This is a genomic window from Agrococcus citreus, from assembly GCF_039527715.1.
GTDB classification, from domain to species: Bacteria; Actinomycetota; Actinomycetes; order Actinomycetales; family Microbacteriaceae; genus Agrococcus; species Agrococcus citreus.
This window is the reverse complement of sequence record NZ_BAAAKK010000001.1, coordinates 730553-756778: the sequence shown is the minus strand read 5'-3', so window position 1 is coordinate 756778 and position 26226 is coordinate 730553. Positions and strand designations below refer to the sequence as shown.

The window sequence follows — 26226 nt, the reverse complement described above, 5'->3', positions numbered from 1 at the left end:
GCTCCGGCCCTGCACGCCACCCGCCACGGCGGCGCGCGAGGCCGCGCCGCTGCGCACCCGACCGATCTGACCCCATCCGAACCGATCCGGAGACGACATGACCGACGCATCCTTCGTCGACACCGCCACGGCGTCCCTCGCGGGGGCGGCCGTCGCCGACGCGCTCGGCGGCGCGGCCGAGGGCAACACCCCCGAGGCCATCCAGCAGCGCTACGGCGGCACCATCGAGGGGATCGTGCCGCCCTTCCTCGACGACTGGCGCACCGCCAGGCCCATCGCGCCGTACCACAAGGGCGACGGGCACGTCACGGACGACACCCTCATGACGAACCTGCTCGTCGACGTCTACGCCGAGGTGCGCAGGCACCTCACCGCGCACGACATCGCCGAGCACCTCGTGCCGCGCATGATCGGGCAGGTGCAGTGGATCCCCGAGCTCGAGGCCGAGGCGCTGCCGCTGCAGCGCGTCTTCCTCGCTGAGAAGTGGCTCGTCGCGCGCCTGCACTACGGGCACGTCGATCCGCGCGAGGCCGGCGTCGGCAACGTCGTCAACTGCGGGGCGACGATGTACGTCGGGCCGGTCGGGCTCGTCAACGCGGGGGATGCGCGTGGCGCGTACGCCGAGGCCATCGACATCGCGGGCGCGCACCAGTCGAGCTACGGTCGCGAGGCGGCGGGCGTGTTCGCCGCGGCCGTCGCGGCCGCCTCGACGCCCGGCGCGAGCCTCGACGACGTGCTCGACGCAGCCATCGGCCTCGCGCGCGACGGCACCCGGGCGGCGCTCGAAGCGGTCGTCGGCGCCGGGCGCCGGCTCGACGGCTGGCGCGACGGCGGCCTCGCGGTGCTGCGCGACGCCGTGCGCCCGTACGACACCGTGGGGGATGCCTACCGGCAGCCCGCGATGGACGCGCGGCTGCCGAGCCGCACGAAGGCGATCGAGGAGCTGCCGATCGCGCTCGGCCTGCTCGCCGCGTGCGACGGCGACTACCGCGAGGCGGTGCTCGGCGCCGTCAACTACGGTCGAGACTCCGACTCGATCGCCGTCATGGCGGGGTCGGTCGCGGGTGCGCTGCACGGCCTCGCGGGCGTGCCGGCCGAGTGGATCGACGAGGTCGGCGCCGCCTCACGGCTCGACCTGCGCGCGAGCGGGCCGGTGATGGCAGCGGTCGCCGGCGAGGTGTGGCGCGCCGACGACGAGCGCCACCGAGCGCGGGCGAGCGCAGCCGCGACGCTGGGCCTGGAGGCGTGAGCGGGTTGCTGCGACTGAGCTGGACCCAGCCCGAGGATCTCGCGGCGCACGCGCTCGTCGCGGCGCGCCTCGACGGGCTCGACGTGTCGGCGCTCGAGGACGAGCTCGTCGCGGCCGGCGGGAGCCTCGCGGCGCCGGTGAGCGGGGCGACGCCCGAGCGTGCCGAGGGGTCGCTGCGCGACGTCGCGGCCCGCGTCACCGACGCGGCGACCGCGATGCCGCGCCCGGCCGAGCTGCTCGAGCGCGAGCCCGACACCTGGGCGGCCATGGCGCTCGCGCCGCCGCGCACGGCGGTCGCCGACGGCCTCGACGACCGGCTGCGGGGCGCGTGGCTCGGCCGCGCGATCGGCTGCCTCGTCGGCAAGCCGGTCGAGAAGATCCCGCGCGAGGGCATCCGCGCGATTGCCGAGTCGACCGGCCGCTGGCCGGTGCGCGGCTACTTCACCGAGGCGGGGCTCGATCCCGAGGTCGGGGCGCGCTGGCCGTGGAACCGCCGCTCGAGGCCCACGAGCCTCGACGGCGTCATCGACGGCATGCCCGAGGACGACGACCTCAACTTCGCCATCCTTGCGCTCGTCGCGCAGGAGCGCGCGGGCGACGCATCCGGCGTGACGACCGAGCAGGTCGCGCAGCTCTGGCTCGACCAGCTGCCCGCCGGCCGAGTCTTCACCGCAGAGCGCATCGCGTACCGCAATCTGCTCGCCGGCGACGAGCCGGAGGACGCGGCCGAGCGCGGCAACCCCTTCGTCGACTGGATCGGCGCGCTCATCCGAGCCGACGCGTACGGCTGGGCCAGCCCGGGCGACCCCGGCGCCGCGGCGAGCCTCGCGGTGGCGGATGCGCGCCTCTCGCACCGCCGTGCGGGCGTGCACGGCGCGGCCTTCATGGCCGGAGCGGCCGCCGTCGCGGTCGCCGGTGCCGGCGTCGAGGCGGCGATCGACGCGGGCCTCGCGAGCGTGCCGAGCGGCTCGCGGCTCGCCGATGCCGTGCGGCTCGGGCAGTCGCTCGCCGCGAGCGAGCTCGACGACGAGGCGTGCCTCGACGAGCTCCACCGCGCCTTCGGCCACCTGCACTGGGTGCACGTGCTCGGCAACACCGCGCTGCTCGCGCTCGCCGCGCTCCGCGGCCGCGACGACTTCGCGCGCGGCGTCGGCCTCGCGGTCGCGGGCGGCTGGGACACCGACTCGGTCGGCGCGAGCGTCGGCGGCCTGCTGGGCGCCGCGGGGACGGCGGCGATCCCGGCCGAGCTCGCCGAGCCCATCCGCGGTGTGTACCGGACGACGCTCGCCGGCTTCGACGGCGTGCGCTTCGACGACCTCGCCGCGCGCACGCTCGCGCTCGCGCTCGCGGAGGCTCGCTCGTGATCGATCCCGACGAGGCGCCCACGAACGCGTTCGACCCGCTCGTGCCGCGACCGATCGACCTGCCGACCGCGGTGCCGCTGCCAGCACTGGGCGAGCCGCGGCTCGCCGACGCCGACTTCGACATCGCGAAGATCCTGGCCGCGCCCGACGACCCCGAGCGGTGGCCGGCGTGGCGCGACGAGCTCGACGCGCTCGCCACTGCCGCGCGAGAGCGGCTCGGGCACGACGCATCCGCCTACGACGTCGTACCCTGGGCGTCGCGCTGCCGGGTGGCGGCGCAGATCTGGCTCTGGGACGAGCGGCTCTGGGACTGGGAGGCGCGCCGCTTCACGCCCGAGCGGCTGCTCGCCGCCTACGACGACCTCGGCGGCCTCGATGGCCTCGTGCTGTGGCACGCCTACCCGTGCATCGGCATCGACGAGCGCAACCAGTTCGACTGGTACCGCGACGTGCCCGGGCTCGAGGCGCTCGTCGCCGACCTCCATGCCGGCGGCGTGCGCGTCTTCCTCGACTACAACCCGTGGGACACGGGCACGCGGCGAGAGACGGATGCGTCGGGTCGCGCGCTGTCCGACGGCGAGGCGCTGCGGCGGGTCGCCGACGCGCTCGGCGCCGACGGCGTCTTCCTCGACACGCTCAAGCAGGCCGATCCGGCGTTCCTCGCCGCGGTCGGCGGCGAGCGCCCGCTCGCGCTCGAGGGGGAGTCGCGCGCGCCCAACGAGCGGCTCCGCGACCACGTGGTCTCGTGGGCGCAGTGGTTCGCCGACTCCGAGGCGCCCGGCGTGCAGCGCGCTCGGCTCGTCGAGCGCCGCCACATGCTGCACGGCGTGCGCCGGTGGAACCGCTCGCACGCCGAGGAGCTGCAGTCGGCGTGGATGAACGGCACCGGCCTGCTCGTCTGGGATGCCGTCTTCGGCGTCTGGATGGGCTGGAGCGAGCGCGACCGCGCGAGCCTGCGGGCGATCTCGCGCGTGCAGCGCGCGTGCCACGAGCTGCTCGAGGCGGGCGCGTGGGCGCCGCTCGCCGGCGCGACGACCGGGGCAGCGCGCGCGGGCGTCTTCGGATCGACGTGGACGCTCGGCGATCTCACGCTCGTCACGCTCGTCAACCGGCGCGGCGAGGCCGTCACCGGCCGCTTCCTCGCGCCGGTGGAGGGCGCGCTCTGGGATGTCGTGCGGGGCGGCGCGACCGATGGCGAGCTGACGATCCCGGCGCACGGCGTCGCGGGCGTGCTCGCGGTGCGGGGCCAGGAGCCTGCGTGGCTGCCGGCGCTGCTCGAGCAGGCTGCGGGCGATCCGGACCCGGGAGCGGCCGACGCCGCGTTCCCCGCTCGGGCGACCGAGCGCATCCGCGTGCCGCACTCGACCGGGCGACCGCCCGCCGATGCGGTGCCCGTCGCGGCGGGGGAGCAGGGCCTGCGCGTGCAGTGGCGGCGGCGCGAGACGGGGCTGTACGGCGAGGCGCCGTACGTCGAGGAGTGGAAGCCGCTGCCGCCTCGGTTGCACGACGAGCGCGTCGTCGAGGTGCGAGCGCGGCTCGACGCGGTCGCGGTCGCGCGGCTCGAGGTGAGCGTGGCCGAGTGGAACGCATCGTGCGTCGCGGCCGGCCTCGAGCCGCGCGAGGGGGATCCGGAGTCTCCGGTGACGCACGTCGACCTCGACGACGCACGGCGCTTCGCCGCGGCCGTCGGCGCGCGGCTGCCGACGGATCACGAGTGGCAGGTCGCGGGCGCATCGCTCGAGCGCCGCAGTCCGCGCGTGTGGAACTGGACGGAGAGCGAGATGACCGACGGCATCACGCGGCGCACGATCCTCAAGGGCGGCAGCGAGCGCGCCGTGACGGGATCGGACTGGTACGCCGACGGCGGCCCGCAGCCGCCCGAGCGCTCGCTCGCGTGGCTGCGCACGGGCATCGATCGCTCGAGCGCGATCGGCTTCCGGCTCGCGTGGGATCTCGATGCTGCCGCTGCCGAGCAGGGTGGCCCGCGATGAGCGGTCCGCTCGACGGTGTGCGCGTGCTCGACGTCTCGACGCTCTTCGCCGGACCGCTCGCGGCCACCTTCCTCGGCGACTTCGGCGCCGACGTCATCAAGGTCGAGCATCCGCGCCGGCCCGACGCATCCCGAGGGCACGGTCCGGCGAAGGATGGCGTGAACCTGTGGTGGAAGACGCTCGGGCGCGGCAAGCGCACGACCACGCTCGACCTCTCGCAGCCCGAGGGCGCCGAGCTGCTGCTCGAGCTCGCGCGCGGCGCCGACGTGCTGATCGAGAACTTCCGGCCCGGCACGCTCGAGCGCTGGGGGCTCGCGCCCGAGCAGCTGCTCGAGGCGAACCCGGCGCTCGTGGTCGCGCGCGTGACCGCCTTCGGGCAGTCCGGCCCGATGTCGCGGCAGCCGGGCTTCGGCTCGATCGCCGAGGCGATGAGCGGATTCGCGGCCATCACGGGGGAGCCGGACGGGCCGCCGATCCTGCCGCCCTTCGGCCTCGCCGACGGCATCACGGCGCTCGCGACGGCCTACGCGTGCGCGATCGCGCTGCGGCACGCCGAGCGCACCGGCGAGGGGCAGGTGATCGACATGGCGATCATCGAGCCCATCCTCACGCTGCTCGGCGGCCAGATCACCGCCTTCGACCAGCTCGGGCTCGTGCAGCCTCGGGTCGGCAACCGCTCGGTCAACAACGCGCCCCGCAACGTCTACCGCACCGCTGACGACCGGTGGGTCGCGGTGTCGACCTCGTCGCAGTCGATCGCCGAGCGCGTCATGACGCTCGTGGGCAGACCGGACGTCGTCGCCGAGCCGTGGTTCGCATCCGGTCGCACGCGCGTCGAGCACGTCGACGAGCTCGACGAGGCGGTCGGCGGCTGGATCGGCGAGCGCACGCTCGCGGAGGTCGTCGCCGAGTTCGAGCGCGTCGAGGCGGCGATCGGCGTCGTCGACGACATCTCGGGCGTGATGGCGAACCCGCAGTACGCCGCGCTCGGCACGGTGCTGCCGATCGACGATCCCGAGCTGGGGCGCATCCGCATGCAGAACGTGCTGTTCCGGATGTCGGCGACGCCGGGCGAGGTGCGCCACACGGGTAGGCAGCACGGCGAGGACACCGACGCGGTGCTCGCCGAGCTCGGCATCACACCCGAGCAGGCGCGGGCGCTCAAGGACCGGGGGATCGTATGACCATCGCGCTCTACGTGCCGGGGGACCGGCCCGACCGCTTCGGCAAGGCTGTCGACTCGGGCGCCGACATCGTGATCCTCGACCTCGAGGATGCGGTCGCGCACGACCGCAAGGACGTCGCGCGCGATGCGGTCGCCGCGTTCCTCCGCGAGCGAGGCCCCGCCGGGCTGCAGGTGCGGATCGGGGCGCTCGCCGACCTCGAGGCGCTCGCTCCGGACGGCGCCGACGGGCGTCGGGTCGACATCCGCGTGCCGAAGGTGCGCGGCGCCTCCGATCTCGACGACGTCGTCGAGCGTCTCGGCGACGCGTCGCCGCGGCTGCACGCGATCGTCGAGGACGCCGCGGGCATCGCGCGGCTCGACGAGATCGCGGCGCACCCGGCCGTCGCGTCGGTCGCGATCGGCGAGTCGGACCTGCGGAGCGACCTCGGCGCCGCGAGCCCCGCGATGCTCGAGCACCTGCGGATCCGGCTCGTGCTCGCGGCGCGCGGCGCGGGGCTCCCGGCGCCGCTCATGTCGGCGTATCCGGCGATCGCAGACCTCGAGGGCTTCGAGGCCGACTGCCGTGCGGGGGCTGCGCTCGGCTTCGGCGGCCGCACCGTCGTGCATCCGAAGCAGATCGCGCCCGCTCGGCGAGCGTTCGCGCCGAGCGAGGAGGAGATCGCGTGGGCCGAGTCCGTGCTCGCCGCGCTCACGCCCGGCGTGGGTGTCGCGACCCTCGACACCGGCGAGATGGTCGACGAGGCGATGCGCCCCCGAGCCGAGCGCATCCTCGCCCGCCGCCCCGCGCACGAGTAGCCGCGCGGCGGCGCCGCGCCCGCACCGCTGGTCGAGGAGCACAGCGGAGCCGCGCGTATCGAGACCGGGGAGCTCGTCGTCTCGAACGGCGCCGCCTCTTGCGCGGCCTGCGGTAAGTGAGTGGCGGATGCGGTGCGTGAGTGGCGGATGCGGTGCGTGAGTGGCGGGTCCGGTGGGTGAGTGGCGGGTCCGGTGGGTGAGTGGCGGGTCCGGTGGGTGAGTGGCGCCTTAGGTCTCCGGCTCAGGGTCCGCGGCGGGCTCCGCTCGCATCCCGGAGGGACCATCGGGATGGCGCCACTCAGGTGCGGGAGGCGCCACTCAGGTGCGGGAGGCGCCACTCAGGCGCGGGAGGCGCCACTCAGGCGCGGGAGGCGCCACTCAGGCGCGGGAGGCGCCACTCAGGTGCGGGAGGCGCCACTCACGGGCCGAGGTGGGGATGCTACGCGGTGACCGGCGTCAGCGTGATGGCGTTCGCCCAGGGGTCGTCGAAGCGGAGGCTGCGGCCGTCGTCGGCGACCGCGACGCCGCGGGCCGTGAGCCGCTGGCGTGCCGCGCCCAGCGCATCCGCGTCGGGCACCGTGATCTCGACCCGGCCGAGGCCGAGCGTGTCGGCGCGGCGGCCGGCGCCGCGCGAGTTCCACACGTTCATCGCCATGTGGTGGTGGTAGCCGCCGGCGCTCACGAAGAGCGCCGTGCTGCCGAGCGCTGCCGTCTCGGCGAAGCCGAGCGCGTCGACGTAGAAGTCTCGCGCGGTCGCGACGTCGCCCACCTGCAGGTGCACGTGGCCGACCTTCGCGTCGGAGGGCGCGAGCGACGACTGGCCGAAGCTGCCGCGGTCGAGGTGCTCGTTGACGAAGCGGTTGGGGTCGATGAACTCGGTGGTCATGTACACATGGCCGTTCGACCACTCCCACTGCTCGCGCGGCCGGTCGACGTACAGCTCGACGCCGTTGCCGTCGGGATCGGCGAAGTAGAACGCCTCCGAGACGTGGTGGTCGCCCGTGCCGGCGAACTGGATGTTCGGCAGCTGCGTCATGCGCACCACTGCCGCGGCGAGCGCCGCGTGCGTCGGGTAGAGGATCGCCGTGTGGAACAGCCCGGCGTCGGCGGGGTTCGGGCCGCGCAGGTCGGGCGCCTCCTCGAGCACGAGGATCGTGCGCCCGTCGACGCCCAGCTCGACGGTGCCGGGTCGCTCGGCGATGGGCTCGAGGCCCACACCGGCGGTGTACCAGTGCACGAGTCGTGCGAGCTTGGCGGTCTTGAGCATCACCGGGCCCATGGCGGTGGCATCGGGCAGCAGATCGATCGTCATCATCAGTTCCTCCTCGAGAGACAACGTGCGGCCACCGGGTCCATTCCGGCGCGCGTCCAGCCCGCAGGTCTACGCTCCGGCCACGTGAGCGAGCGCGTGTGGTCCCGCACCGTCGAGCAGCTGCTGCGCGGCGCCGGCTCGACCGACCCGACACCGGGTAGCGGCTCAGCCGCAGCGGTCGCCGGCGCGCTCGGCATCAGCCTCGTCCGCAAGGCCGTCACGATCACCGGCGAGGCCGACGCGCTCGTCGACCGTGCGGATGCGCTGCTCGAGCGAGCGGGACAGGCGGCGGATGCCGACGTGGTCGCGTTCGGCGCGCTCATCGACGCGCGCGGCACGCCCGAGGACGACGACGGGCAGCGCGCCGCGCGCGAGGACGCGCTGGCCACGGCCCTCATCGCCGCGACCGAGGCGCCGCTCGACCTGCTGGAGGTGCTCGTCGACGCGCTCGCGGTCGCGGTCGACGCCGAGCCGCTCGTGAAGCAGGAGCTCGTGAGCGACGTGCTCGCGGGCGCCGATCTCGTCCGCGGCGCCGCGCGGGCCGCGCTCCGCGCCGTCGACCTCGATCTCGGCGCGCTCGACGACGCGGATGCCGGCGAGGCGGCGCCGCTGCGCGCACGGCGCGACGCGTGCGTGGCAGCGCTCGAGCAGCCGACCTCGCTCGACTGAGCGTCAGCCGTGCCCGAGGTCGCGCTCGAGCACCGGCGCGAGCCGGAAGGGGATGAGCTCGCCCATCGACAACCACGTCTCGGTGCGCACGACGCCGTCGCACGCGAGCACGAGCTTGTTGACGCGGTACAGGTCCTCCGCGTCGCGGCAGACGGCGCGCACGAGCACGTCGGCCTGCCCAGAGAGGCCGAACGCCTGCACGACCTCCGGGATCTGGCGCAGCTGCTCGACGACGCCGTCGATGCGCGGCTGGTCGACGTGCGTCGCCATGAACACCGTGAGCGGGTAGCCGAGCGCCGCCGCGTGGAACCGGCGGTCGAAGCCCTGCAGCGCATCCGACGCCTCGAGCGCCGCGACCCGCGACTGCACCGTGTTGCGAGCGAGTCCGAGCTGCTCGGCGATGGCGGCGTTCGTGATCCTCGGATGCCGTGTGAGCTCGAGCAGGATCTTCCGGTCGGTGTCATCGACGATGCGCATACTGCGCAATCTAGCGCAGGGTCGGCAGAGTCGGAATGGTCGCGAAGCGCACTCGCCGTGTCGCTGATTGCGCGAACTGCGTCGTGGCGATAGCGTCGAGCAACGCTCCGCGGATGCACCCGTCCGTGCGAGTCGACAGGCGCTCAAGAGGCGCTTCGAACGAGGAGGTTCGATCGTGTCGATCACCGTGCCAGCCCCAGACCCCACGCTCGCCGTCGGCATCGACTGCCCGCTCCGCGTGCTCGACCTCGACGGCTCGAGGCTGCCGAACGAGCTGCTCGACCCGTTCCTGACCGACATCGACGAGTCGGCGCTCACCAACCTCTACGTCGACATGGTGCGCGTGCGCCGCCTCGACACCGAGGCCTTCGCCCTGACCCGCCAGGGGCACCTCGTGCTCTGGCCGCCGCTGCTGGGCCAGGAGGCTGCGCAGGTCGGCACCGCTCGCGCGCTGCGCGAGAAGGACTGGGTGTTCGCCTCCTACCGCGAGCACGCCTTCGCGCTGCTGAAGGGCGTCGACCTCGCCGAGTTCGCGCACGTGTGGAAGGCCTACGCCCACGCCGGCTGGGACCCGCACGAGATCAACATGGCGCCCGCGCAGATCATCATCGGCGCGCAGAGCCTGCACGCCACCGGCTACGCGATGGCGTCGAAGCTCGACCGCTCCGACGACGTCGCGCTCGCCTGCTTCGGCGACGGTGCGACGAGCGAGGGCGACGTGAGCGAGGCGCTCGTGTGGGCCTCCGCGTTCCAGGCGTCCGTGGTCTTCCTGTGCCAGAACAACCAGTATGCGATCTCCGAGCCGGTGCGCGTGCAGTCGAGCGCGCCGCTCGCGCTCCGACCGACCGGATTCGGCATCCCGTCGATGCGCGTCGACGGCAACGACGTGCTCGCGATGCACGCCGCCGCCCGCATCGCCTTCGACCGCGCCCGGACCGGCGGCGGCCCCACGTTCATCGAGGCCGTCACCTACCGGCGCGGCCCGCACACCACGACCGACGACCCGAAGCGCTACCGCAGCGAGACGGAGCTCGAGGAGTGGGTGGCGAAGGACCCGATCGACCGCGTCGAGCGCGCGCTCGAGCACATGGGCGCCAACATGGAGGCCGTCCGCGCCGAGGCGAAGATCCGCGCCGACGAGCTCGCGAAGGAGTTCCGCGCAGCCGCCGAGCACGCGCAGGCGCCGAGCGCCGACGCGATCTTCGACCACGTCTACGACCAGCCGACCAAGCGGATCCAGCGCCAGCAGGCCGAGCGCCGCGCGTTCGCAGCCAGCATCGAGGGGAACCGATGACCACCGAGACGCTCACCCTCGCGAAGGCCGTCAACGCCGCGCTCGCCGACTCGCTCGAGGGCGACGACCGCGTGCTCCTCATGGGCGAGGACATCGGCAAGCTCGGCGGCGTCTTCCGCGTCACCGATGGGCTGCAGGAGCGCTTCGGCGAGGAGCGCGTCATCGACGCGCCGCTCGCCGAGTCGGCGATCATCGGCACGGCGATCGGCATGGGCTACCGCGGCTTCCGCGTGGTCGCCGAGATCCAGTTCGACGGGTTCATCTACCCGGCGTTCGACCAGATCGTCGCGCAGGTCGCCAAGCTGCACTTCCGCACGAAGGGCCGCGTGAAGGTGCCGCTCACGATCCGCGTGCCGTTCGGCGGCGGCATCGGCTCGGTCGAGCACCACTCCGAGTCGCCCGAGGCGTACTTCGCGCACACCGCAGGCCTCCGCGTCGTGACCGCCTCGACGCCGCAGGAGGCGTACTCCACCCTCCGCGCCGCGATCGCGAGCGACGACCCGGTGCTCTTCTTCGAGCCGAAGGGCAAGTACTACACGAAGGGCGAGGTCGACCGCTCGATCGTGCGCGACCTCGACACGGCCAACGTCGTCGCGAGCGGTCGCGACGTGACGATCGCCGCCTACGGCCCGACGGTCGAGACGGCGCTGCGCGCCGCGATCGCCGCCGCCGACGAGGGCATCGAGGTCGAGGTCATCGACCTGCGATCGATCTCGCCGCTCGACGTCGACACGGTCGTCGAGTCGGTGCGCCGCACCGGCAGGCTCGTGGTCGCGCACGAGGCGCCCGGCGAGGTCTCGATCTCGAGCGAGCTCATCGCCTCGGTCGTCGAGCGCGCCTTCTCGAGCCTGGAGGCTGCCCCGGAGCGCGTCACCGGCTACGACTCGCCCTACCCGCCGTCGGCGATCGAGCACGACTACCTGCCGAGCCTCGACCGCATCCTCGACGCCGTCGACCGCACGCTCGGCCGCCGCAGCTCGCACGACGACCTCGATTCCTACCTCGCATCGACCGGAGCCGCCCGATGAAGACCTTCCTGCTGCCCGACCTCGGTGAGGGACTCACCGAGAGCGAGGTCGTCTCGTGGCGCGTCGCCGAGGGCGACACCGTCGAGCTCAACCAGCCGCTCGCCGACATCGAGACGGCGAAGGCCGTCGTCGAGCTGCCGAGCCCCTACGAGGGCGTCATCACGCGCCTGCACGCCGCCGAGGGCGAGACCGTCGCGGTCGGCGCGCCGCTCATCGAGTTCGACGTCGCGGGCGACGCATCCACGACGGATGCGCCGGCGCCGGCCGCCGAGGAGGCCGCACCGTCGCCCGAGGCCGGCCCCGTCGCGACCCCGGACGACACGATCGAGGAGACGCCCGCGGCCGTGGAGCCGGAGGCGAAGCCCGAGAAGGTGTCGGTGCTCGTCGGCTCGATCACCGTGCACGGCGGCAAGCCCGTGCGCGCGAAGCGCACCTGGGCCGTCGCGCCGTTCGAGCGCGAGGAGCGCGCGAAGCGCGGCACCAACCGCGCCATGCCGCCCGTGCGCAAGCTCGCGAAGGACCGCGGCATCGACCTGCAGTCGGTGCGGCCGTCGGGCGCCGACGGGCTCGTCACGCGAGCCGACCTCGAGTCGCACGGCGGCGCATCCGCCGGTGCGGCGTCGCAGGCTCCCGCGCCCGCGTCGACGCGCGAGAAGGTCACGGGGCTGCGCAAGCACACCGCCGCCGCCATGACGCAGTCGGCGCTGAGCGTGCCGCACGCCGCCACCTGGCACCAGATCGACGTCACCGAAACGCTCGCGCTCGCCCGCTCGGGCGACGCGTCGTTCCTCGCGCTCGCGTGCCGCGCCATCCTGCTCGCCGCGAAGCGCTGGCCCGACGTCACGTCGTCGTTCCACGCCGACACGAACGAGCTCGAGCGATTCGCGCACGTCAACCTCGGCATCGCCGTCTCGACCGATCGCGGGCTCGTGGTCGCGTCGGTCGACGAGGCGGAGTCGATGGATGCGTCGACGCTCACGGCCGCGATCAAGGACCGCGCGACGCGCGCCCGCGAGGGCTCGCTGTCGATGGCCGAGCTCACCTCGTCGAACATCACCGTCTCGAACGTGGGCGTCTTCGGCGTCGACGGCGGCATCCCCATCCTCAACCCGGGGGAGTCGGTCATCCTCGCGCTCGGCGCGGTCCGGAAGATGCCGTGGGCGCACGAGGGCGTGATCGCGCTGCGCGACGTCTGCACGATCACGGTCTCGTTCGACCACCGCGTGCTCGACGGGCGCGAGGCCGCAGGTTTCCTCGCCGATGTCGCCGCGGTGCTCGAGCGTCCCAGCCTCGCACTGGCACGGTAGGGGGATGCACGCCCTCACCACCCACGTCGATCCCTCGAGCGAGGCCGCTCGCACGAACCGCTCCGCGATGGAGGCGCTCGTCGCCGAGCTGCGCGAGCGGCTCGACCGCGTCGCGCTCGGCGGGCCGGAGGCGTCCCGTGAGCGGCACGTCGCGCGAGGCAAGCTGCTCGCGCGCGATCGCATCGACGCGCTGCTCGACCCGGGGAGCCCCTTCCTCGAGGTCGCGCCGCTCGCGGCGTGGGGCGTCTACGGCAAGGACGTGGATGGCAGCGGCGGGCAGGATGCGCCGTCGGCGGGCGTCGTCGCCGGCATCGGCCTCGTCCACGGCCGGCACGTGATGGTGATCGCGAACGACGCGACCGTCAAGGGCGGCACGTACTTCCCGCTCACGGTGAAGAAGCACCTGCGCGCGCAGCAGATCGCGCGCGAGAACCGCCTGCCCTGCATCGCGCTCGTCGACTCGGGCGGCGCCTTCCTGCCGATGCAGGACGAGGTGTTCCCCGACCGCGAGCACTTCGGCCGCATCTTCTTCAACCAGGCGCAGATGTCGTCGCTGGGCATCCCGCAGCTCGCCGCCGTGATGGGCTCGTCGACCGCGGGCGGCGCCTACGTGCCCGCGATGAGCGACGAGACGGTCATCGTGCGCGAGCAGGGCACCATCTTCCTCGGCGGTCCGCCGCTCGTGAAGGCCGCGACCGGTGAGGTCATCGACGCCGAGTCGCTCGGCGGCGGCGTGCTGCACGCCGAGGTCTCGGGCGTCGTCGACCACCTCGCCGACGACGACGCGCACGCGCTCGAGATCGTGCGCGACATGGTCGAGGCGCTGCCCGCCGACGACCGCGCGCAGCCGCAGGGCGCGCTGGCGCAGCGGTCGGGCTCGACCGGATGGTTCGCCTACGCGCCGCTGAGCGGCTCGGCGTTCGGCGACGGCAGCGACGAGCCCGCTGTTGACCCCACGACGCTCTACGACGTCATCCCGCCCGACCTGCAGACCCCGTACGACGCTCGCGAGATCATCGCCCGCATCGTCGACCGCTCAGAGTTCCACGAGTTCAAGGCGGGCTACGGCGAGACGCTCGTCACCGGCTTCGCGCAGCTGCACGGCCACACGGTCGGCATCATCGCCAACAACGGCGTGCTGTTCTCGGAATCGGCCATGAAGGGCGCGCACTTCATCGAGCTGTGCGACCAGCGCGGTGTGCCGCTCGTCTTCCTCCAGAACATCACCGGCTTCATGGTCGGCTCGGAGGCCGAGCGCGGCGGCATCGCGAAGCACGGCGCGAAGATGGTCACCGCCGTCGCGACGACGCGCGTGCCGAAGCTCACCGTCGTCGTCGGCGGCTCCTTCGGCGCCGGCACCTACTCGATGTGCGGCCGCGCCTACGACCCCCGCTTCCTGTGGCTCTGGCCCAACGCGCGCGTGAGCGTCATGGGCGGGCCGCAGGCCGCATCGGTGCTCTCCACCGTCAAGCGCGAGCAGATCGAAGCCGCCGGCGACGAGTGGTCGGCGGATGCGCAGGCCGAGTTCGAGCGCCCGGTGCGCGAGCAGTACGAGACCCAGGGCAACCCCTACTACGCCTCCGCCCGCCTCTGGGACGACGGCGTCATCGACCCCGCAGACACCCGCCGCATCCTCGGGATGGCGCTCGACGTCGTCACCGCCGTGCCGATGCCCGAGCCGCGCTTCGGCGTCTTCAGGATGTGAGCGGGATGCCGCTGTTCGAGACCGCCATGTTCGACACCGCCATGTTCAGCACCGTGCTCGTCGCCAATCGCGGCGAGATCGCCATCCGCGTCGCGCGCACCCTGCGCGAGCTCGGCATCCGCTCCGTCGCCGTGCGAGCCGAGGACGACCCGTCGCCGCACGGCGACCACTTCGACGAGGTCGTCTCGCTCGGCAGCGGACCGCTGCGCGAGACCTACCTGTCGACGACCAAGATCATTGAGGCGGCCCGCGAGTCGGGCGCGCAGGCGATCCATCCCGGCTACGGCTTCCTGTCGGAGAACGCCGGGTTCGCGCAGGCGTGCGCGGATGCGGGCATCGTGTTCATCGGACCGCCCGCGTCGGCGATCGAGACGATGGGCGACAAGATCTCCGCTCGGCACGCTGTCGAGTCGCGCGGCGTCGCGACGGTGCCGGGCATCGCCGAGCCCGGTCTCGACGACGCGGCGCTCATCGCCGGCGCCGAGCAGGTCGGCTTCCCCGTGCTCATCAAGCCGGCCGCGGGCGGCGGCGGCAAGGGCATGTACCGCGTCGACGAGGCCGGCGCGCTCGCCGCCTCGCTGACGGCCGCGCGCCGCGAGGCGACGTCGTCGTTCGGCGACGACACGCTCTTCATCGAGCGGTTCGTCACGAACCCGCGCCACATCGAGGTCCAGGTGCTCGCCGACACGCACGGCAACGTCATCCACCTCGGCGAGCGCGAGTGCTCGCTGCAGCGCCGCCACCAGAAGGTCATCGAGGAGGCGCCGAGCCCCCTCCTCACCGAGGCGCAGCGCGCATCCATCGGTGCCGCCGCCGTCGAGACCGCCCGCTCGGTCGGCTACGTCGGCGCGGGCACGGTGGAGTTCATCGTCGCGGCCGACCGGCCCGACGAGCCGTTCTTCATGGAGATGAACACGCGCCTGCAGGTCGAGCACCCCGTGACCGAGATGGTCACCGGCATCGACCTCGTCGAGCAGCAGCTGCGCATCGCGGCGGGGGAGCGGCTCTCGATCGCGCAGGACGACGTCACCCTCACGGGCCACGCCATCGAGGCGCGCATCTACGCCGAGGACCCGGCGGCGGGGTTCCTGCCGACGGGCGGCGAGATCCTCGCGCTCGACTGGCCGACCGGTACCGGCATCCGCGTCGACGCGGGTGTCGAGCCGGGCTCGAGCATCGGCTCGAGCTACGACCCGATGATCGCCAAGGTCATCGCGCACGGCAGCTCGCGCGCTGAGGCGCTCGATCGGCTGCGCGCTGCCCTCGCGGACGTGCGTGTGCTCGGCGTCACGACGAACCGGACGTTCCTCCGCGACCTCCTCGCCGAGCCCGCCGTGCAGGCCGGCGAGCTCGACACGGGCTTCATCGACCGCGAGGGCGAGCGCATCGCGGCCCTCGAGGTGCCGAGCGAGGCCTTCGCGATCGCAGCATCGAAGCCGACCGGGCACGCGCACCGCGCGTTCGGCGCCTGGGCGAGCGACGGCTGGCGCATCGGCCGAGCGCGCGGCCGCGTCGTGCGCCTGCGCGACGGCGACGGGATCGCGACCGTGCGCGTGCTGCGCGAGGCCGCACCTCGCGACTTCGGCTTCGTCGGCGGTCGCGCCGGCGTGCCCGACACCCAGATCGAGCTCGAGGTCGTGCGCGCCGACGGCACGAGCGAGCGCTTCTCGGCCCTGCCGTTCGTCGCGCGAGTCGAGTCGGCGAGCGGCACGTGGGTGGGGCTGCCGTCGGGGGACTGGCTCGTCGAGGCCCCGCCGCGCTCGCGCCGCGGTCGCGGCCCTGCCGAGCCGACCCTGGCATCCCCCATGCCCGGTACCGTCGTCGCGACCCACGCGGCCGATGGTGACACCGTCGCGGAGGGGCAGGCGGTCGTCAGCGTCGAGGCGATGAAGATGGAGCACGTGCTGCGCGCGCCCGTCGCCGGCACCGTGCACCTGCACGCCGCCGTCGGCGAGCAGGTGACGCGCGGGCAGGAGCTCGCGACCGTGACCCCCGAGGAGGCATCGGCATGACCGACCACACCGCGACGACCGAGACCGGCGTGGCCCCCGAGCGGCGCGTCACGCAGCGCGGGCTGTGGTTCGACGAGCTCGAGGAGGGCGTCGTCTACGAGCACCGCCCCGGCCGCACCATGACCGAGACCGACAACGTGCTGTTCACGACGCTCACGATGAACCCGCAGCCACTGCACCTCGACCACGCGTGGAGCGCCGGCACCGAGTTCGGCGAGCCGCTCATGAACTCGATGCACACGCTCGCGACCATGGTCGGCCTCTCCGTCGGGCAGCTCACGCTCGGCACGATCGTCGCGAACCTCGGCTTCAGCGACATCACGTTCCCCGCGCCCGTGCGGCACGGCGACACCATCTACTGCGAGACGCGCGTGCTCGAGAAGCGGCTCTCGAAGTCGCGGCCGGGTCAGGGCATCGCGACCTTCGAGCACCAGGCGCGCAACCAGCACGGCGACGTCGTCGCGCGAGCCGTGCGGAAGGTGCTCATGCAGACCGCGCCCGAGGGGCAGTCATGACCGCCGCAGACTCGAAGCAGCTGGGCATGGGCCCGGCGCTGCTGTTCTGCCCGGGCGACCGGCCCGACCGGTTCCAGAAGGCGGCCGACCGCGCCGACGCGGTGATCCTCGACCTCGAGGATGCCGTCGGCGCCGACACGAAGGCCGCGGCGCGCGACGCCGTGGTCGGCGCCCGCCTCGACGCCGCGCGCACGATCGTCCGCGTGTGCGCGGCGACCGCCGACGGCTTCGACGACGACCTCGCCGCCGTCGCCGCCTCGCGCTTCCGCACCGTCATGCTCGCGAAGGCAGAGGCGACCGACGAGGTCGACCGCGTCGTCGCCGCCGTGCCCGACGCACGCGTCGTCGTGCTGTGCGAGACGGCGCGCGGCGTGCTCGTCGTCGAGTCGCTCGTCGCCCACCCCGCCGTCGTCGGCGTCATGTGGGGCGCGGAGGACCTCGTCGCCTCGCTCGGCGGCACGTCGAGCCGCGACGAGACCGGCGCCTATCGCGACGTCGCCGCCCACACGCGCAGCCGCATCCTGCTCGCCGCAGGCGCCTTCGGCGTGACGGCGATCGACGCGATCCGCACCGACATCGCCGACCTCGGTGGCGCGCACGCCGAGGCGGTCGATGCCGCGGCGTCGGGCTTCGGCGCGAAGGCGGCGATCCACCCCAACCACGTCGAGCCCTACCGGCAGGCCTTCGCGCCGACCGGCGACGAGCTCGACCTCGCCCGCCGCATCCTGCAGGCCGCGACCGAGAACCCCGGCGTCTTCTCGTTCGAGGGACGCATGGTCGACGAGCCGATCCTCCGGCACGCCAGGAGCGTCGTCGAGCGGGCACACACCACGAATGGGAGCCAGTCATGACCGCCACCGCAGTGCTGGACGACGTGATCGACGGCACCGAGATGCTGAGCGCCGAGCACCAGGAGCTCGCTCGCACGGTGCGTCGCTTCGCCGACGAGGTCGTCGCCCCCGCGAGCTACGAGTACGACACGGCGCGCCGCCTGCCGATGGAGATCATCGCGCAGATGGGCGAGATGGGCCTGTTCGGACTGCCGATCCCGACCGAGTACGGCGGCCAGGGCAAGGACTACATGTCGCTGTGCGTCGCCGTCGAGCAGCTCGGCCGGGTCGACCAGTCGATCGCCGTGACGCTCGAGGCCGGTCTCGGGCTCGGGGCGATGCCGATCCTCAAGTTCGGCACCGAGGAGCAGAAGCGCGCCTACCTGCCGGCGCTCGCGCGCGGCGAGGCGCTCGCCGCCTTCGGCCTGACAGAAGCCGAGGCCGGCAGCGACGCGGGAGCGACGCAGACGACGGCGGTGCTCGCGGACGGCTGGTGGACCATCAACGGCACCAAGCAGTACATCACCAACTCGGGCACGCCCATCACGTCGGTCGTGACCGTCACGTGCGTCACCGGCCGCAAGGTCGGCAAGGACGGCACCGAGAAGCCCGAGCTGTCGACGATCATCGTGCCCACGCCCATCGACGGCTTCACCGCGCTGCCCGCCTACGACAAGATCGGCTGGAACACGTCCGACACGCATCCGCTCGTCCTCGACGACGTGCGCGTGCCGGAGGGCAACCTGCTCGGCGCGCGCGGCAAGGGGTTCTCGAACTTCCTGTCGGTGCTCGACGAGGGCCGCGTCGCGTTCGCGGCGCTGTGCGTCGGCGCCGCGCAGGGCTGCCTCGAGCAGGCGGTCGAGCGGGCGAAGACGCGCGTCGTGTTCGGTCGCCCGATCGGCGACAACCAGCACATCGCGTTCACGATCGCGCGGATGCGCTCGCGCGTGCATGCCGCCCGTGCGGTCATGCACGACGCGGCCCGCCGCATCGACGCCGGAATGCCGTTCACGGAGCAGGCATCGCTCGCGAAGCTCATCTCCTCGGAGGCAGCGGTCGCGAACGCGAACGATGCGACGCAGATCTGGGGCGGCGAGGGCTTCATGAACAAGAACGTGGTGGCGCGCCACCTGCGCGACTGCCGCATCCTCACGCTCGGCGAGGGCTCGACCGAGGTGCAGCTCGCGATCATCGCCCGCACGCTCGGCTTCGAGAAGTCGTTCGGCGGCTGACCCGTGCCCTCGAACGGCGCGTGCTCGCCGACGTGGCCCCTCGCGTTGATAGCCTGCGCCCGCCGACGGACAGCGGGGAGACGGCGTGGGACGACATCGCACGGATGGGGACGACAGCCGGCGGCATCGCCGCGCGGATCGAGGACCCCTCGGCGACCCGGACTGGCACGTAGACGACGACGAGCCACTGCACGCGTGGGGGAGCGATCGTCCCGGCCGCTCGCGCGTCGCGCCTGACAGCGACCCTGTCGCGCCGACAACCCCTCGCGGCGTCACCGGGCACGGCCACGGCCACGGCCGAGCACGCGTCCCGGATGCACCGCTCGGCCGCCGATCCCGCCTGACGCTGTGGCTGATCCTCGCGCCGCTGCTGCTCTCGACGCTCGGCGGGCTCGTCGCGCTCTGGCCGCAGGCCTCGGCGATGCCCGAGCGCATGGCGTACCTCACCGAGGGCGCCAGCATGCTGCACGCGACCGCGATCGGTGCTGCCGACCCCGAGACCTCGCTCGTCGCGGCCCAGCTCGACGACGGCGGGCTCGTCGAGGTCGTGCTGCCGCCGGAGGCGCTCAGCGAGGTCGGCCCGGGCGACCGGATGCGCGTGTTCGACATCCCGGAGGCGGTGGGCTTCGGCAGCTCCTACGTCTTCGTCGACTTCGATCGCGAGGTGCCGCTGCTGCTGCTCGCGGCGGCGTTCGTGATCGTCGTGCTGCTGGTCGCCAGGTGGCGGGGTCTCGCCGCCATCGCGGGACTCATCGGCGCCTTCGCGACCATCGTCGGCTTCACCCTGCCGGCACTGCTGTCGGGCCGGCCGGCACTGCCGGTAGCGCTCGTCACCGCCTCGATCGTGATGTTCATCGTGCTGTACGTCGCGCACGGCTTCACCACGCGCACGACGACGGCGCTGCTCGGCACCATGTTCGGGCTGGCGCTCACCGCCGCGCTCGCGTGGATCGCCACCGACTCATCGCGCATCCTCGGCACCAGCACCGAGGAGTCGCGGCTGCTGTTCACCCAGACGAGCGTCGAGCTCTCGGACGTCTTCGTCTGCGGCCTCGTGCTCGCGGGCATGGGCGTGCTCAACGACGTCACGATCACGCAGGCATCCGCCGTCTGGGAGCTGCGGGCAGTGGCCCCCGGTGCGACGCGGCGCGAGCTGTTCTCGCGCGCCATGCGGATCGGCCGCGACCACATCGCCTCGACCGTCTACACGATCGCCTTCGCGTACGTCGGTGCAGCGCTCCCGCTGCTGCTCGTGCTCTCGCTCACCGATGCGCCGCTCGACCTGCAGCTCACGACGGGTGAGGTCGTGGAGGAGATCGTGCGCACCCTCGTCGGGTCGATCGGGCTCGTGCTCGCGATCCCGGCGACCACGGCGATCGCGGCGGCCGTCGTGCCGAGCGCCGCAGACGCCCGATCGGTGGCGGGGAGCGCTGCCGCGACGGTCTAGGCGCGCATCCGCTGCTTCGCCATCGACGCAGCGAACGCCTCGACCTTGCTCGTCGGTCCGTGCACGAGCAGGAGGTCGCCGCGCTCGAAGCGGATCTCGATGGTCGCGAGGATCCAGCTGCCCTCGCGCTTGACCGCGCCGATGCCGACGCCGTGCTTCGCCTGCAGCCCGAGCTCGCGCAGCGGCACGGCGAGCAGCGACAGCGGAGCCTCGAGCAGCACCGCCGCGTAGCCCGCCTCGATCTCGATGAAGTCCTCGAGCGCGCCGCGCACCATGTGGGCGACGCGGCGGCCCATGTCGGCCTCGGGGCGCACGACGTGGCCGACGCCCAGCTGGTCGAGGATGAGCGCGTGGCGCTCGTCGAGCGCCTTGGCCCAGACGTCCTTGACGCCGACGCGCAGCAGCTGGCTCGTCACCAGGATGTTCGCCGTCACGTCGGTGCCGATCGCGACGACGACGCGGTCGAAGTCGATGAGCCCCAGCTGCTCGAACAGCTCTGGCTTCGTGGCGTCGCCGGTGACCACCGCGGTGAGCCGACCGTTGAGCTCCTGCACCACCTGCTCGTCCGAGTCGATGCCGAGCACCTCGGTGCCGTGGGCCATGAGCTCGAGCGCGAGGGCGGTGCCGAAGCGGCCGAGGCCGATGACGGCGACCGACGAGGCGGAGCCGATGGTCGTCGGGTCGAAGGGATTGCGGAGCCTAGCCAATGATGGGCCTTTCCTTGGGCAGCTCGTACATGAGCCTGCGGGGGCGGAGAGCGATCGTCGTCGCGACCGTGATGGGTCCGACGCGGCCGATGAACATGAGCATGATGAGGATCACCTGGCTCGGCGTGCCGACGGATGCGGTGATGCCGGTCGAGAGGCCGACGGTGCCGAAGGCGGAGATCACCTCGAAGAGCGCGCGGTCGTGGTCGATGTCGGTGAGCTGCATGATCGCGAGCGTTGCCAGGAAGCAGAGCGCGACCGACAGGAGTGCCACGGTGATCGCCTCGCGGTGCACAGCGCGCGAGAGGCGCTTGCCGAAGAGCGTCACGGTGGGGTCGCCGCGCACCTCGGCAAGGATGATCGCCGCGAGCACCCCGAAGGTCGTGATCTTGATGCCGCCTGCGGTGCCGGCGGGTCCGCCGCCGATGAACATCAGCACATCCATCACCAGCAGCGTCTCCGGATGGAACTGGCCGATGTCGAGCGCGTTGAAGCCTGCCGTGCGCGTCTGCACCGAGTGGAAGAACGACTCGAGGATGCGCGTGCCGGGGGAGAGCGGCCCGAGCGATCCCGGGTTGCTCCACTCGAGCAGCGCGATCGCGAGGGTGCCCAGGCTCAGCAGCGCCGCGGTGCCGGCGAGCACGAGCCACGTGTGCATCGAGAAGCGGCGCGGGGTGCGCGCGTGTCGCAGCAGCTGCACGATGACCGGGAAGCCGAGGCCGCCGATGATCGTCGCGCCAGCGAGCGGCAGCAGGATCCACGGATCGTCGACGAACCCCATGAGGTTGTCGCTGAACAGCGCGAAGCCGGCGTTGTTGTAGCTCGAGACGGCGTGGAACACGCCGAGCCAGAGGGCGTGCAGCGGATCTTCGCCACGGCCGAACCAGAAGCGCAGCCACAGCACGAGCGCGACGGCAGCCTTGACGACGAGGGCGATCCGCAGGATGCTCACCACGATGGAGCGGAGGCCGCCGAGCGTCGCGTGTGCCTCCTGCGCCGTCGTGAGGCGCGAGCCGAGCGTGAGCCGCTTGACGACGACGATGCCGACGAGGCTCGCGAAGACCATCACGCCGAGGCCGCCCAGCTGGATGAGCAGCAGGATCACGACCTGGCCGAAGGGCGTCCAGTAAGTCGCCGTGTCGACGACGGTGAGGCCCGTCACGCACGCGGCCGAGACGGCGGTGAACAGCGCCTCGATCCAGCTCGCACCGCCGGGTCCCTGCCTCGACATCGGCAGCATGAGGAGTGCCCAGCCGACGAGGTTGAGGATGACGAAACCGGTGAAGATGCGCCGGGCGGGATGCTGTCGCTCCCAGACCTTCATGAGCCCCCTGCGGGGACGTGTGGCTTGCACGAGCGATGAGCATACGCCCGCCGATGTGACTTCTCCCGCGAACATGTTGTACAGTGATCTGGTTGCTCCGAGAGCAGCAGAGGGTCTGTGGCGCAGCTGGTAGCGCACCTGCATGGCATGCAGGGGGTCGGGAGTTCGAGTCTCCCCAGATCCACCGAAAACCCCCGTCTGACCGGGGGTTTTTCCGTATCGTCACTCGAACTGACGATTGAGCGAGACCACTTTTCGGGTCGCTTTTCGAGGTCTCGTCGGGCCGGCGCCCCAATCCGCCCCAAGCGTTCCCAACGCGTCCCAAGCCTCGGCCGCGGGCGTGGCGAGGTCTCCCGCAGATGCCAAGATCATGCTCAACGATCCTGCTTCCCTGACCGAAACGATGGCTGTGCGCTTCGACCTCTACGAGTGCTCCCCGGGCGTGCTGCTCGACGAGCGGGAGGTGGCTGCCGCCCTCCACGTGAGCCGAAAGACGCTCCAGCACTGGCGCGCCATGCAGCGTGGACCGCGCTTCCGCCGCATCGAAGGGCTGGTGCGCTACCGCGCGGGCGATCTCGTGCAGTGGCTGGAGGCGACCCGTGGCTAGGCGTCGCACTCCGCTCGGCACCTTCGGCGCCATCCGGTGCTACGAAACCAAGGATGGCCGCTGGAAGGCCCGAGGGCGCTTCCGCGAGCTCTCAGGCAAGTACAGCAGCCCGTCCGCGATCGGCGACACGCCGGAAGAGGCCGAGGACCTGCTGCGAGCCCGGAAGGCCATTCAGCCTTTCGGAGTGTCGAGCGTCGACCCGAACACTTCTGAACCGTCCCCGGTTCTCTGCCGCTCCTATGCGGGTGCCAGCACCGGGTGGGATGGCGTTTCGAGGTGAGCGTAGTACGCGGTCTCGAACTCCTCGGGCGGGACGTCGCCGAGGGTGGTGTGCAGGCGGCTGGCGTTGTACCAGTCGACCCATTCGGCAGTGACCCATTCGACGTCCTCGAGCTGCTTGAGGGGCCCGGTCCGGAACGGTGAGTCGTCGCGGATCGCCTCGGTCTTGAATAGGCCGATCGTGGACTCGGCGAGCGCGTTGTCGTAGGCGTCGCCGATCGATCCGATCGAGGCGGCGATGCCCTCCAGTGCGAGCGTCTCGGCGAAGCTCACCGAGGTGAATTGCGACCCCGCGTCGCTGTGGTGCACGAGCCCGTCCGCGGCGGGCCGGCCGGCCCGGTCGCGTCGCCACAGGCCCATGCGCAGCGCGGTGGTCACCAGCGGCGTGGTCTTCGTGGTCGCCGCCTGCCAGCCGACGATCGCGCGCGAGAAGCAGTCGATCACGAACGACACATAGACGAACCCGGCCCAGGTGCGCACGTAGGTGAAGTCCGCCACCCAGCGCTGGTTCGGGGCCGGCGCGGTGAAGTCGCGCTCGAGCAGATCCGGCGCGCGCTCGGCGTTCCGATCCGGGACCGTCGTCCGCACGCCGCGTCCGCGGACCCGGCCGTTGAGGCCGAGATCACGCATGAGCCGGTCCACGCGCCGCTGGGACACGTCGTGGCCTTGCCGGCGCAGATGCGCCGTCATCTTCCGCCGCCCGTACATGCCCTCCGGCGTGCCCACGGTCGCCAGGAGCGCGTCGATCACGACCGCGTCGGCGAGGTCTCGGCTGCTGGGCTGGGCGCGCTTCCACGCCCGGTAGGTCCGCGCGGCGACCCGCACGCCCTGCTGACGCGGGACCTGGCAGATCGACTCGACCGCGCGTCCCTTGGCTCGCTGCTCGTCGATGAACGCGACGATCAGCGGCGTCGGGGGTCGAGTTCCCCGGCGAAGAAAACCGCCGCGTCCCGCAGGATCGCGTTCGCCTCGCGCAGCTCACGGTTCTCCCGCTCCAGCCGCCGCACGCGCTCCGACTCGCTCGTCGATGCGCCTTGCCGCTCGCCGGCGTCGACCTGCGCCTGCCGCACCCAGCGGCGCAACGACTCGGCACCGAAGCCGAGCCGTTTCGAGACCGTCTCGCACGCGGTCGTCAGGTTCGGGTACTCATCGAGATGATCGAGCACGAGCCGGACCGCTCGCTGCTTCGTCTCCTCCGGGATCTGCTTCGGCATGATGACCATCTTTCCTTCCAGACTCGAAAGGAACCGGCATCAAACCGGGGACGGTTCACAATATCCGGGCTCGGGCGATGTATGAGCGTGCGTCCCGCGCGGCGCTCGATCGGCACTTTTCGGATCTAGTTCGGCGCCACAGCGAGCATGTTGAGTGGGCGCGTCGAGAGCGCTGGCAGCGGGAACACTCAGCGGTCGTCGCTGCCGCACGCGTCGAACGGCAGCGGCTGGTGTCGAGGCCATCACCGCGACCTCCAGCTCAGCGCTACGGAGTCTCCTCGGTTGGTGCTGAAGCTTGGGTCTGCGACATGCTGCGCTGGCTCGGCGCTGTGAGCGGGCCATGCTCTGGACGAGCGGGCACCTGACGTCGGCGGGACTGGAATTCGCTCGCGTGGCCACCGTGCATGTCGTGCGATACGACGTCTTGACGGCGGAGATTTGAGGCCGTGACTCCGGGGACGGAGGATCTTCTTTAGGCAGGGCTTGACGCCGATCAAGAGGCGCCGATTCAGCAGACGCCGCGCGAGGGTGCGACCGTGGAGCGTCGCGGCACACAACACTCCTGACGGCGGCACGACGATGGGCAGGGCCCTCAGCAAGACCGCGGCGCTCTCGAACTCCGTCCAGTCGACAACGAGCACGACGCGAGATACTGAATCTGCCCGGACTTAGTTCGCCATCAGGCTATGTTCAGGTGGTAGATAAGAGGGGGAGAAGACGAAATGCATCCGATGCCTGACTGGGCGACAGAGATGTTGGCGAAGCCGCAGATGGACAAGGTCGTTGAACTCATGCGACTCTCGGATGATCACGAAGCTGCTGCCAACTGGTACTTTCGCGATCGACTCGTGACGCTCTATAGGCAGGCAAGGCACTTGGACCCCGCCACGGTGGCTGACCCGCTACTCCGGATGATGTTGCACCTGTCTCGCGAGTACCAACCAGACGACTCGCGTTGGTGGTCGATGTGGGCGGTTCTGCGCGAGGAAACAGCGGAGGACTTCCTTGAGTGGATGAACGAGCGTAACCGTTGGAGGCAGCCAGGCGAGGAGCCTTTCGTCAGATGGCTCTACGAAGGACCCGACGGAGAACTCGTTGACAGGTTCCAAGTCGCCGAAGCCAGCGAAAACATGGAACGAGCGGTTGCGGCAGCCGCGAGGTCGAAGCCGGCCGCCACTTCGTCGGGTGGCGGGTGCTATGTCGCAACCGCTGTCTATGGTTCGTACGACGCGCCTTCTGTGCTGACGTTGCGGCGCTTCAGAGACGAACGGTTGTTGGTCACGGCGATCGGCAGAGGTCTGGTTCGTATCTATTACAGTCTCAGTCCAATGCTCATCAAGCGGTGGGGACGGCGAAGGCGCCTGCAAAAGGCTGTGCGCATGGCGCTGGACGCTGTCGTAAGGCGCTTGGAACACGCGGGATACTAAGCACCCAGTGGTCAGACGGGTCACGACGAGGCGCTCGTGGCAGCCATTCGCGTTGGCAACTGTGGACGCCGCCAGTCGAGGCACTGGCGAACTCTTCGCTTCGATAGTCACGATGCGTCCGGGACGCGATCGCGGGCGCCGCCGAAGCGGAGCCCGCGTACCGCCGTCGCTATCGCGGAGAAGCAGCCGTTGCCGGACCTGCGCAGCCAGGCGGTTCGCCACGGGAGCTCGACTAGTGAAATCGGCGAACGCCCT

22 protein-coding genes and 1 tRNA gene are annotated in these 26226 nt (G+C 72.0%); 18 read left to right on the top strand and 5 right to left on the bottom strand.

Going from position 1 to position 26226, the window contains the following annotated elements:
- The first annotated feature begins 97 nt into the window (after positions 1–97).
- From ABD106_RS03740 to ABD106_RS03720, 5 genes are read left to right on the top strand one after another with little or no spacing between them, the layout of a single operon-like run.
- Positions 98–1249, top strand: coding sequence for an ADP-ribosylglycohydrolase family protein (locus ABD106_RS03740; protein ID WP_343917430.1), 1152 nt, complete (start codon positions 98–100; stop codon positions 1247–1249).
- The gene (locus ABD106_RS03735; protein ID WP_343917428.1) at positions 1246–2613 is read left to right on the top strand and encodes an ADP-ribosylglycohydrolase family protein; all 1368 of its coding nucleotides are present in this window, start codon (positions 1246–1248) and stop codon (positions 2611–2613) included. Before ABD106_RS03740 ends, ABD106_RS03735 begins: the two co-directional genes overlap by 4 nt.
- On the top strand, positions 2610–4604 hold the full coding sequence (locus ABD106_RS03730; RefSeq protein WP_343917426.1) for an SUMF1/EgtB/PvdO family nonheme iron enzyme: 1995 nt from the start codon (positions 2610–2612) through the stop codon (positions 4602–4604). The genes ABD106_RS03735 and ABD106_RS03730 overlap by 4 nt, the downstream gene beginning before the upstream one ends.
- The gene (locus ABD106_RS03725; protein WP_343917424.1) at positions 4601–5788 is read left to right on the top strand and encodes a CaiB/BaiF CoA transferase family protein; all 1188 of its coding nucleotides are present in this window, start codon (positions 4601–4603) and stop codon (positions 5786–5788) included. Before ABD106_RS03730 ends, ABD106_RS03725 begins: the two co-directional genes overlap by 4 nt.
- Positions 5785–6585, top strand: coding sequence for an HpcH/HpaI aldolase/citrate lyase family protein (locus ABD106_RS03720; RefSeq protein WP_343917422.1), 801 nt, complete (start codon positions 5785–5787; stop codon positions 6583–6585). The genes ABD106_RS03725 and ABD106_RS03720 overlap by 4 nt, the downstream gene beginning before the upstream one ends.
- 439 nt (positions 6586–7024) lie before the next feature.
- On the opposite strand, the gene ABD106_RS03715 is transcribed toward ABD106_RS03720, so the two are convergent.
- Complete coding sequence (locus tag ABD106_RS03715) at positions 7025–7900, bottom strand: VOC family protein (RefSeq protein ID WP_343917420.1); 876 nt, start codon at positions 7898–7900, stop codon at positions 7025–7027.
- An 81-nt stretch (positions 7901–7981) separates the two neighbouring features.
- Between ABD106_RS03715 and ABD106_RS03710 the strand changes: the two genes are divergently transcribed.
- The gene (locus ABD106_RS03710) at positions 7982–8566 is read left to right on the top strand and encodes a cyclodeaminase/cyclohydrolase family protein (protein ID WP_343917418.1); all 585 of its coding nucleotides are present in this window, start codon (positions 7982–7984) and stop codon (positions 8564–8566) included.
- A 3-nt stretch (positions 8567–8569) separates the two neighbouring features.
- Here ABD106_RS03710 and ABD106_RS03705 read toward each other — a convergent pair whose 3' ends face one another.
- The gene (locus ABD106_RS03705; RefSeq protein WP_343917416.1) at positions 8570–9043 is read right to left on the bottom strand and encodes an Lrp/AsnC family transcriptional regulator; all 474 of its coding nucleotides are present in this window, start codon (positions 9041–9043) and stop codon (positions 8570–8572) included.
- Positions 9044–9218: 175 nt separating this feature from the next.
- Here ABD106_RS03705 and pdhA point away from each other — a divergent pair, with 175 nt between their 5' ends.
- From pdhA to ABD106_RS03660, 9 genes are all read left to right on the top strand, one after another.
- A complete protein-coding gene (gene pdhA, locus ABD106_RS03700; RefSeq protein WP_343917414.1) occupies positions 9219–10337 on the top strand; it encodes a pyruvate dehydrogenase (acetyl-transferring) E1 component subunit alpha in 1119 nt (372 codons plus the stop codon).
- Complete coding sequence (locus ABD106_RS03695; protein WP_343917412.1) at positions 10334–11365, top strand: alpha-ketoacid dehydrogenase subunit beta; 1032 nt, start codon at positions 10334–10336, stop codon at positions 11363–11365. The genes pdhA and ABD106_RS03695 overlap by 4 nt, the downstream gene beginning before the upstream one ends.
- Complete coding sequence (locus ABD106_RS03690; protein WP_343917410.1) at positions 11362–12672, top strand: dihydrolipoamide acetyltransferase family protein; 1311 nt, start codon at positions 11362–11364, stop codon at positions 12670–12672. The genes ABD106_RS03695 and ABD106_RS03690 overlap by 4 nt, the downstream gene beginning before the upstream one ends.
- A 4-nt stretch (positions 12673–12676) precedes the next feature.
- On the top strand, positions 12677–14377 hold the full coding sequence (locus ABD106_RS03685; protein ID WP_343917408.1) for a carboxyl transferase domain-containing protein: 1701 nt from the start codon (positions 12677–12679) through the stop codon (positions 14375–14377).
- Between the two features lie 5 nt (positions 14378–14382).
- The gene (locus tag ABD106_RS03680) at positions 14383–16389 is read left to right on the top strand and encodes an acetyl/propionyl/methylcrotonyl-CoA carboxylase subunit alpha (RefSeq protein WP_343917406.1); all 2007 of its coding nucleotides are present in this window, start codon (positions 14383–14385) and stop codon (positions 16387–16389) included.
- A complete protein-coding gene (locus tag ABD106_RS03675) occupies positions 16386–16904 on the top strand; it encodes a MaoC family dehydratase (RefSeq protein ID WP_343917404.1) in 519 nt (172 codons plus the stop codon). The genes ABD106_RS03680 and ABD106_RS03675 overlap by 4 nt, the downstream gene beginning before the upstream one ends.
- Positions 16901–17755 (top strand): HpcH/HpaI aldolase/citrate lyase family protein, encoded by an 855-nt coding sequence (locus tag ABD106_RS03670; protein ID WP_343917402.1) that lies wholly within the window; start codon positions 16901–16903, stop codon positions 17753–17755. Before ABD106_RS03675 ends, ABD106_RS03670 begins: the two co-directional genes overlap by 4 nt.
- 41 nt (positions 17756–17796) lie before the next feature.
- The gene (locus tag ABD106_RS03665; RefSeq protein WP_425545720.1) at positions 17797–18966 is read left to right on the top strand and encodes an acyl-CoA dehydrogenase family protein; all 1170 of its coding nucleotides are present in this window, start codon (positions 17797–17799) and stop codon (positions 18964–18966) included.
- Between the two features lie 85 nt (positions 18967–19051).
- Positions 19052–20413 carry a YibE/F family protein gene (locus ABD106_RS03660; RefSeq protein ID WP_343917398.1) on the top strand — a complete coding sequence of 454 codons (1362 nt, stop codon included), beginning with the start codon at positions 19052–19054 and terminating at the stop codon, positions 20411–20413.
- On the opposite strand, the gene ABD106_RS03655 is transcribed toward ABD106_RS03660, so the two are convergent.
- Both ABD106_RS03655 and ABD106_RS03650 read right to left on the bottom strand, forming a co-directional pair.
- Entirely contained in the window at positions 20410–21120 is a 711-nt protein-coding gene (locus ABD106_RS03655; RefSeq protein ID WP_343917396.1) for a potassium channel family protein, read from the bottom strand. The genes ABD106_RS03660 and ABD106_RS03655 overlap by 4 nt on opposite strands.
- Positions 21113–22474 carry a TrkH family potassium uptake protein gene (locus tag ABD106_RS03650; RefSeq protein ID WP_343917394.1) on the bottom strand — a complete coding sequence of 454 codons (1362 nt, stop codon included), beginning with the start codon at positions 22472–22474 and terminating at the stop codon, positions 21113–21115. The genes ABD106_RS03655 and ABD106_RS03650 overlap by 8 nt, the downstream gene beginning before the upstream one ends.
- An 81-nt stretch (positions 22475–22555) precedes the next feature.
- On the opposite strand from ABD106_RS03650, the gene ABD106_RS03645 reads away from it, so the two are divergent.
- A tRNA-Ala gene (locus ABD106_RS03645) sits at positions 22556–22628 on the top strand.
- A 186-nt stretch (positions 22629–22814) separates the two neighbouring features.
- Positions 22815–23051: a helix-turn-helix transcriptional regulator gene (locus ABD106_RS03640; protein ID WP_343917392.1), complete on the top strand. Its 237-nt coding sequence runs from the start codon at positions 22815–22817 to the stop codon at positions 23049–23051.
- Between the two features lie 237 nt (positions 23052–23288).
- Here ABD106_RS03640 and ABD106_RS03635 read toward each other — a convergent pair.
- Positions 23289–24544, bottom strand: a protein-coding gene (locus ABD106_RS03635; protein ID WP_343917390.1) for an IS3 family transposase whose coding sequence is annotated in 2 segments (ribosomal slippage) — positions 23289–24274 and positions 24274–24544 — 1257 coding nt in all. Because the reading frame shifts where the segments join, the coding sequence is not laid out codon by codon here.
- 722 nt (positions 24545–25266) lie between these two features.
- Between ABD106_RS03635 and ABD106_RS14520 the strand changes: the two genes are divergently transcribed.
- Positions 25267–25971, top strand: coding sequence for a CFI-box-CTERM domain-containing protein (locus ABD106_RS14520; RefSeq protein WP_425545706.1), 705 nt, complete (start codon positions 25267–25269; stop codon positions 25969–25971).
- The last annotated feature ends 255 nt before the right edge of the window (positions 25972–26226 follow it).